The organism is Mesorhizobium sp. M7A.F.Ca.US.014.04.1.1, from assembly GCF_003998745.1.
Lineage (GTDB): Bacteria > Pseudomonadota > Alphaproteobacteria > Rhizobiales > Rhizobiaceae > Mesorhizobium > Mesorhizobium ciceri.
Genome location: NZ_RZRW01000302.1, coordinates 1 through 7,104, shown reverse-complemented (window position 1 = coordinate 7,104; position 7,104 = coordinate 1). Strand labels below are relative to the sequence as shown.

The window sequence follows — 7,104 nt, the reverse complement described above, 5'->3', positions numbered from 1 at the left end:
GCCGTCGGATGGCCATGGTCGGACGAGGTCGCGCCGAAGCTTTTGAAGAAGGCGCGCCGCTGGCGATGCGCATCGAGATAGCCTGCCCAGCTGCCGGTGTCGCAGCCGGTGATCTCGCCGAGCCGGTCGAGATTGGTTGAAAACCCCTCGAAGTCGGGATCGACGACGGCGTCGGGGCGATAAGCGGTGACCACACGGCCCTGCCAGCCGCTGTCGCGGATCATCTGGTGCCATTTGAGATCGTCGAGCGCGCCTTCGGTGGTCGCGATGACCTCGATGTTGAAGCGCTCGAACAGGGCGCGCGGGCGGAAATTCTCCCACTGCAGCAGCGTCGCGATGGCGTCGTAGTGGCGGTCGGCGGTCGCTGCGGTCAGCGGCTCGTCGATGCCGAACAGATCGGCAAGCACATGATCGAACCACAGCCGGGTCGGTGTACCCCGAAACAGATAATAGTGCTCGGCAAAAAGCCGCCAGATCGCCCTGCCGTCGGTCTCGACCGGCGCGCCGTCCAGCGTCGCCACGCCGAGATCCTCAAGGCGGATGCCTTGGCTGAACAGCATGCGGAAAATGTAGTGATCCGGAACGATGAGCAGTTGCGCCGGATCCGGAAAAGGCTCGTTCAGCGCATACCAACGCGGATCGGTGTGGCCATGCGGGCTGACCAGGGGCAGGTCCTTGATCCCGGCATAGAGATCGCGGGCAACCGAGCGCGAATGCGCATCGGCGGGAAACAGCAGATCCGCATCGGTCAGTGGCACGGCAATCCTCCCAGGGCCGCTATCGGTAGGGGCGGCAAGAAATAATGTCAACATACAAAAATTAGGTTGTTGTATGATGACTTTTCGGCCCATTGTGTGGCGGGAAATCGAATGTTACGCCGCTTTGCCGATCCCTGCCGAGGCCACTCATGTCATCCGACCAGACCAGTCGCACCACGACGACCGAACGCCTTTCCACGAAGACGTTGCGCGCACTGCCGGCTTCGATCGCGACGCCTTCGTATGATCGCAGCCGCATCGTCCCGGGCATCGTGCATCTTGGCGTCGGCGCCTTCCATCGCGCCCACCAGGCCGCCTATGTCGACGATTGCCTGGCGGCCGGCGAGACGGATTGGGGCATAACAGGCGTTTCGCTGCGCAGCGCCGACACGCGCGACGCACTCACGCCGCAGGATGGGCTCTACACGCTGGCGATCAGAAGCAGTGGAACCGAAAAACTTCAGGTCATCGGCTCGATTACCGCGATGCTGGTGGCGCCGGAGGATCCGGGCGCGGTACTGGCCGCGCTGACCGATCCGCGCACCCGCATCGTCACGCTTACGATCACCGAAAAGGCCTATCTGAGGGCGGCTGGCGGCGGATTGGACGCTGCTCATCCCGATATCGCCCATGATCTGGCCAATCCGCAGATGCCGAAGACAGCGCATGGTTTCCTGACCGAGGCGCTTGCCCGGCGACGCGCCGCCGGCACGCCGCCCTTTACCGTGCTCTGTTGCGACAATCTGCCGGCCAACGGCGCCACGCTGCATCGGCTGTTGGTTGAATTCGCCCAGTTGCGAGATGCCGGGCTCGCCCAATCGAATGATGTCGGAATTGCCGATCACATCGCCCATCAGGTCGCCTTTCCTTCAAGCATGGTCGACCGCATCGTGCCGGCAACCACCGATGCCGATCGGGCGCGGATCGCTGAAGAACTCGGTGCCGAGGACGCTTGGCCTGTCATGACCGAGCCGTTCTGCCAATGGGTGGTCGAAGACAATTTCCCAGCGGGCCGCCCGGACTGGGAACAGTTCGGCGTCACCATGGTTCGCGACGTCGGCCCGTTCGAGGACATGAAGCTCAGGCTGCTCAACGGCTCGCATTCGGCCATCGCCTATCTTGGCCTGCTCAGCGGTCATGCCACCGTCGACCGCGCCTTCGCCGACCCGGCGATCCGGCAATTCGTCGATGCATTGTGTGCGGAAGCCATCCCGACCCTGCCCGAGGATGCCGGGCTCGACCCGAGCGCTTACACCGCGGAGCTCGCTGAGCGTTTTTCCAACACTGCACTTGCCCACCGTACGGCTCAGATCGCCAATGACGGCAGCCAGAAATTGCCGCAGCGCATCGTCGCTTCCGCCATCGAATGTCTAGAAGCCGGTACCGAGCTGGTCCATCTCACGTTGGTGGTGGCTGCCTGGATCGCTGCTTGCGCCGCACGAGGAAAAACCTTGCCGGAGGGCCATTTCACCGACCCGCTCGACGCGGCGTTGACGGCACTTTTGGGCGAGCAACTGCCGGCGAACGAAACCGTGACCGCTGTGTTCGACCTCGCCGGCTTCGCCAAGGACCATGCCGAGCGCCAGACCTTGATCGAGCTCGTGGCCGTGCATCTCGTCCACCTGCGACGAGACGGCCCGACATTGGCTTTCGCAGCCTTGGGCATTTAAACAAAAAAGCGAGGCAAGGCCCCGCTTTTTACTCTTTCATCGAACCGAATTTCAAGCCGGCAGGATGGCGCCTTCCAGCGTGGTGAGCTGGCTAAGGAACTGTTCCGCCTTGCTGCGAGCCTCGTCGTCCTTGGCATCAGTGGCGTCTTCTTTGGCTTCCTGGATGCGGCGCGCGAGATCGGCGCGGTCGACATCCTTCACCGCGACAGCCGATTCCGCCAGCAGCGTGCAGCCGGCCGGAACGATGTCGGCGAAGCCGCCGAACACCACATAGCGCTCTTCGCCGCCCGCTGCGGTCTTCACGGTGACGACACCCGGCTTGATCGTGGTCATGACCGGCGCGTGATGCGCCATCACGGTCATCTCGCCTTCGGCGCCCGGAATGACGACGGATTCAACCTGCTCGGAAACAAGCAGGCGCTCCGGCGAGACCAGTTCGAACTTGAAAGCTTCAGCCATGATCAATTTAGCGAATAGCGAATAGCGAGCAGCGAGTAGTCAGAAGAAGAATTCGCCGGCCCATATTCCCTATTCGCTACTCCCTATTCGCTATTCGCTTGATTACGCCGCTTCAGCCGCGAGGCGCTGTGCTTTCTCGACCGCTTCCTCGATGCCGCCGACCATGTAGAAGGCAGCTTCCGGAAGGTGATCGTAGTCGCCGTTGCAGAGGCCCTTGAAGCCCTTGATGGTGTCGGCGAGGTCGACCAGCTTGCCCGGCGCGCCGGTGAACACTTCGGCGACGAAGAAGGGCTGCGATAGGAAGCGCTCGATCTTGCGGGCGCGGGCCACGGTCTGCTTGTCTTCTTCCGACAGCTCGTCCATGCCCAGGATGGCGATGATGTCCTGCAGCGACTTGTAGCGCTGGAGGATCGACTGCACCTGGCGCGCGACGCCGTAATGCTCGTCGCCGACGACCAGCGGGTCGAGCATGCGCGAGGTCGAATCCAGCGGATCGACCGCCGGATAGATGCCCTTTTCGGCGATGGCGCGGTTCAGCGTCGTGGTCGCGTCAAGGTGGGCGAACGAGGTCGCCGGCGCCGGATCGGTCAAGTCGTCGGCGGGCACGTAGATCGCCTGCACGGACGTGATCGAGCCCTTGGTGGTGGTGGTGATGCGTTCCTGCAACGCGCCCATGTCGGTGGCGAGCGTCGGCTGATAGCCCACCGCCGACGGGATACGGCCAAGCAGAGCCGACACTTCCGAACCCGCCTGCGTGAAGCGGAAGATGTTGTCGACGAAGAACAGCACGTCCTGGCCCTGGTCGCGGAAATACTCCGCAACCGTCAGGCCGGTCAGGCCGACGCGGGCGCGCGCGCCCGGCGGCTCGTTCATCTGGCCGTAGACGAGCGCGGCCTTGGAGCCTTCGCCGCCGCCCTTCTTGTTGACGCCGGATTCGATGAACTCGTGATACAGATCGTTGCCTTCGCGGGTGCGCTCGCCGACGCCGGCGAACACCGAATAGCCGCCATGCGCCTTGGCGATGTTGTTGATCAGTTCCTGGATCAGCACGGTCTTGCCGACGCCGGCGCCGCCGAACAGGCCGATCTTGCCGCCCTTGGCGTAGGGAGCCAGGAGGTCGAGCACCTTGATGCCGGTGATCAGGATCTGTGCTTCCGTCGACTGCTCGACATAGGTCGGAGCCGGCTGGTGGATGGAGCGCATTTCGATCGCGTCGACCGGGCCTTCTTCGTCGACCGGCTCGCCGATGACGTTGATGATGCGGCCGAGCATGCCCGGGCCGACCGGCACGGTGATCGGCGCGCCGGTGTCACGCACTTCCTGGCCGCGAACCAGACCTTCGGTCGAGTCCATGGCGATGCAGCGCACGGTGTTTTCACCCAGGTGCTGGGCGACTTCGAGCACCAGACGGTTGCCGACATTGGTCGTCTCGAGCGCGTTCAGGATCGCCGGCAGGTGATCGCCGAACTGCACGTCGACGACGGCGCCGATGACCTGGCGGACCTTGCCGACAACGCCGGTTGCCTTGCTGGCCACTGCCGATGTCTTGGCAGCTGCGGCCTTCGCCGGTGCTGCTGCCTTGGCCGGGGCCGCCTTCGCGGCTGCTGCTGGAGCCTTTGCCGCCTTCGCGGGGGCTGCTGCCTTCGCGGCTGCGGCCTTGGGGGCTGCCTTCTGGGGGGTCGCTGCTTTCGCCATCGTCTTTACCCTTTTTCGTCCTTTGTTTCTCACGCGGTCCGGTCGCGGGCAAAAAACCCGTGGACCGCGCCTAGAGCGCCTCGGCGCCCGAAATGATTTCGATCAGTTCCTTGGTGATCTGCGCCTGCCGCTGGCGGTTATAGGTGATCGACAACTTGTTGATCATCTCGCCGGCGTTGCGCGTCGCATTGTCCATGGCACTCATCTTGGCGCCCATCTCGCCGGCCGCGTTTTCGAGCAGTGCCCGGAAAACCTGCACCGAGATGTTGCGCGGAATGAGATCGGAGAGGATTTCGCCCGGCTCCGGTTCGTATTCATAGACAGCGTTGCCGCCATCCGTCACTTCCGCCTGAGCCGAAGCAACGCCCGCCGGAATGATCTGCTGCGCGGTCGGGATCTGGCTGATCACAGACTTGAACTGCGAATAGAACAGCGTGCAGATGTCGAAGCCGCCCTCGTTGAAGAGATGGATGACCTTCTTGGCTATGGCATCGGCATTGACGAAACCGAGTGTCTTGACCTCGCGCAGATCGACGCGATCGATGATCAGCGACGCGTAGTCGCGGCGCAGGATGTCGAAACCCTTCTTGCCGACGCAGATGATCTTGACCTGCTTGCCGTCGGCCAAAAGCTTGCGGATGTGGTCGCGGGCAAGACGGGCGATCTGCGAATTGAAGCCGCCGCACAGGCCGCGCTCGGCGGTGCAGACGACGAGCAGATGCACATCATCCTTGCCGGTGCCGGTCATCAGCGCCGGGGCATCGCCACCGCCGCCGATCGCCTGGGTGATGTTGGCCAGCACGGAACCCATGCGCTCCGAATAGGGGCGCGCCGCTTCCGCAGCCTCTTGCGCACGGCGCAGCTTCGCCGCGGCGACCATCTGCATCGCCTTGGTGATCTTCTGCGTCGCCTTGACCGAGGCGATACGGTTACGAAGGTCTTTTAATGAAGGCATGCTTCAAACCTGATCCCGTCTTGTCGCTTCGCTCAGGCGAAGGTCTTGGCGAAAGCGTCGATCTCGGCCTTCAGCTTGGCGCGCAGATCGTCCGACAGTGCCTTTTCCTTGCGGATGGCGTCGAGAACGTCCTTGCCGGCCGCACGCATGTGGCTGAGCAGGCCATGCTCGAACTTGCCGACCTGGTTGACCGGCAGCTTGTCGAGATAACCGTTGACGCCGGCGAAGATCACCGCGACCTGCTCTTCCGTCTTCAGCGGCGAGAACTGCGGCTGCTTCAGGAGTTCGGTCAGGCGCGATCCGCGGTTGAGCAGGCGCTGCGTGGCAGCGTCGAGATCCGAGCCGAACTGCGCGAAGGCCGCCATTTCGCGGTACTGCGCGAGCTCGCCCTTGATCGAGCCGGCAACCTGCTTCATCGCCTTGATCTGCGCGGCCGAGCCGACGCGCGACACCGATAGACCGACGTTCACCGCAGGACGGCTGCCCTGGAAGAACAGGTTGGTTTCGAGGACGATCTGGCCGTCGGTGATCGAGATCACGTTGGTCGGGATGTAGGCCGACACGTCGTTGGCCTGCGTCTCGATGATCGGCAGAGCGGTCAGCGACCCGCCGCCCAGATCGTCGTTGAGCTTGGCGGCGCGCTCGAGCAGGCGCGAGTGCAGGTAGAACACGTCGCCCGGATAGGCTTCGCGGCCCGGCGGGCGGCGCAGCAGCAGCGACATCTGGCGATAGGCGACGGCCTGCTTCGACAGATCGTCATAGCTGATCAGCGCGTGCATGCCGTTGTCGCGGAAATATTCACCCATGGTGCAGCCGGCGAACGGCGCCAGGAACTGCATCGGCGCCGGGTCGGAAGCGGTGGCGGCGATGATGATCGAGTATTCGAGCGCGCCGCGCTCTTCCAGCACCTTGACGAACTGCGCGACGGTCGAGCGCTTCTGGCCGACGGCGACGTAGACGCAGTAGAGCTTTTCCTTCTCGGGGCCGTTGTCGTGCACCGACTTCTGGTTGAGCATCGTGTCGAGGATGATGGCGGTCTTGCCGGTCTGGCGATCGCCGATGACCAGCTCGCGCTGGCCGCGGCCGACCGGGATCAGCGCATCGATGGCCTTGAGGCCGGTCGACATCGGCTCGTTCACCGATTTGCGCGGAATGATGCCGGGCGCCTTGACGTCGACGCGCTTGCGCTCGACTGCCTTGATCGGACCCTTGCCATCGATCGGATTGCCGAGCGCATCGACGACGCGGCCGAGCAGGCCTGGGCCGACGGGAACGTCGACGATGGCGCCGGTGCGCTTGACGATGTCGCCTTCCTTGATGTCGCGGTCGGCGCCGAAGATGACGACGCCGACATTGTCGGCTTCGAGGTTGAGCGCCATGCCGCGGATGCCGCCGGGGAATTCGACCATCTCGCCGGCCTGGACATTGTCGAGGCCGTAGACACGAGCGATACCGTCACCGACGGACAGCACCTGTCCAACTTCGGAGACCTCGGCCTCCTTGCCGAAATTCTTGATCTGGTCTTTCAGAATTGCGGAAATTTCCGCGGCGCGGATGGCCATCAGCC

Annotated in this window: 6 protein-coding genes; 1 reads left to right on the top strand and 5 read right to left on the bottom strand. The window is 63.7% G+C overall.

Annotation, left to right across the window (positions count from 1 at the left end):
• Nucleotides 1-812 (bottom strand): glucuronate isomerase (locus EOA22_RS19815; RefSeq protein WP_164755655.1); only part of this gene is annotated, 812 nt, incomplete at its 3' end.
• A gap of 95 nt (nucleotides 813-907) precedes the next feature.
• Here EOA22_RS19815 and EOA22_RS19810 point away from each other — a divergent pair.
• Nucleotides 908-2,428 (top strand): mannitol dehydrogenase family protein, encoded by a 1,521-nt coding sequence (locus EOA22_RS19810; protein ID WP_127390157.1) that lies wholly within the window; start codon nucleotides 908-910, stop codon nucleotides 2,426-2,428.
• 51 nt (nucleotides 2,429-2,479) lie between these two features.
• Here the strand turns inward: EOA22_RS19810 and EOA22_RS19805 are convergent, their stop codons facing one another.
• From EOA22_RS19805 to atpA, 4 genes are all read right to left on the bottom strand, one after another.
• Complete coding sequence (locus tag EOA22_RS19805; RefSeq protein ID WP_013529039.1) at nucleotides 2,480-2,887, bottom strand: F0F1 ATP synthase subunit epsilon; 408 nt, start codon at nucleotides 2,885-2,887, stop codon at nucleotides 2,480-2,482.
• A 102-nt stretch (nucleotides 2,888-2,989) separates the two neighbouring features.
• Nucleotides 2,990-4,582, bottom strand: a complete 1,593-nt coding sequence (atpD, locus tag EOA22_RS19800; RefSeq protein ID WP_027163462.1) for a F0F1 ATP synthase subunit beta — start codon at nucleotides 4,580-4,582, stop codon at nucleotides 2,990-2,992.
• 70 nt (nucleotides 4,583-4,652) lie between these two features.
• Nucleotides 4,653-5,537 carry a F0F1 ATP synthase subunit gamma gene (locus EOA22_RS19795; RefSeq protein ID WP_013529037.1) on the bottom strand — a complete coding sequence of 295 codons (885 nt, stop codon included), beginning with the start codon at nucleotides 5,535-5,537 and terminating at the stop codon, nucleotides 4,653-4,655.
• Between the two features lie 32 nt (nucleotides 5,538-5,569).
• Nucleotides 5,570-7,099: a F0F1 ATP synthase subunit alpha gene (gene atpA, locus EOA22_RS19790; protein ID WP_127390158.1), complete on the bottom strand. Its 1,530-nt coding sequence runs from the start codon at nucleotides 7,097-7,099 to the stop codon at nucleotides 5,570-5,572.
• Between the last annotated feature and the right edge of the window lie 5 nt (nucleotides 7,100-7,104).

What these genes read in the sequence shown, in the direction of transcription:
- EOA22_RS19805 (WP_013529039.1), bottom strand. Translation starts at nt 2,887, where the DNA reads ATGGCTGAAGCTTTCAAGTTCGAACTGGTCTCGCCGGAGCGCCTGCTT.
- atpA (WP_127390158.1), bottom strand. Translation starts at nt 7,099, where the DNA reads ATGGCCATCCGCGCCGCGGAAATTTCCGCAATTCTGAAAGACCAGATC.
- atpD (WP_027163462.1), bottom strand. Translation starts at nt 4,582, where the DNA reads ATGGCGAAAGCAGCGACCCCCCAGAAGGCAGCCCCCAAGGCCGCAGCC.
- EOA22_RS19810 (WP_127390157.1), top strand. Translation starts at nt 908, where the DNA reads ATGTCATCCGACCAGACCAGTCGCACCACGACGACCGAACGCCTTTCC.
- EOA22_RS19795 (WP_013529037.1), bottom strand. Translation starts at nt 5,537, where the DNA reads ATGCCTTCATTAAAAGACCTTCGTAACCGTATCGCCTCGGTCAAGGCG.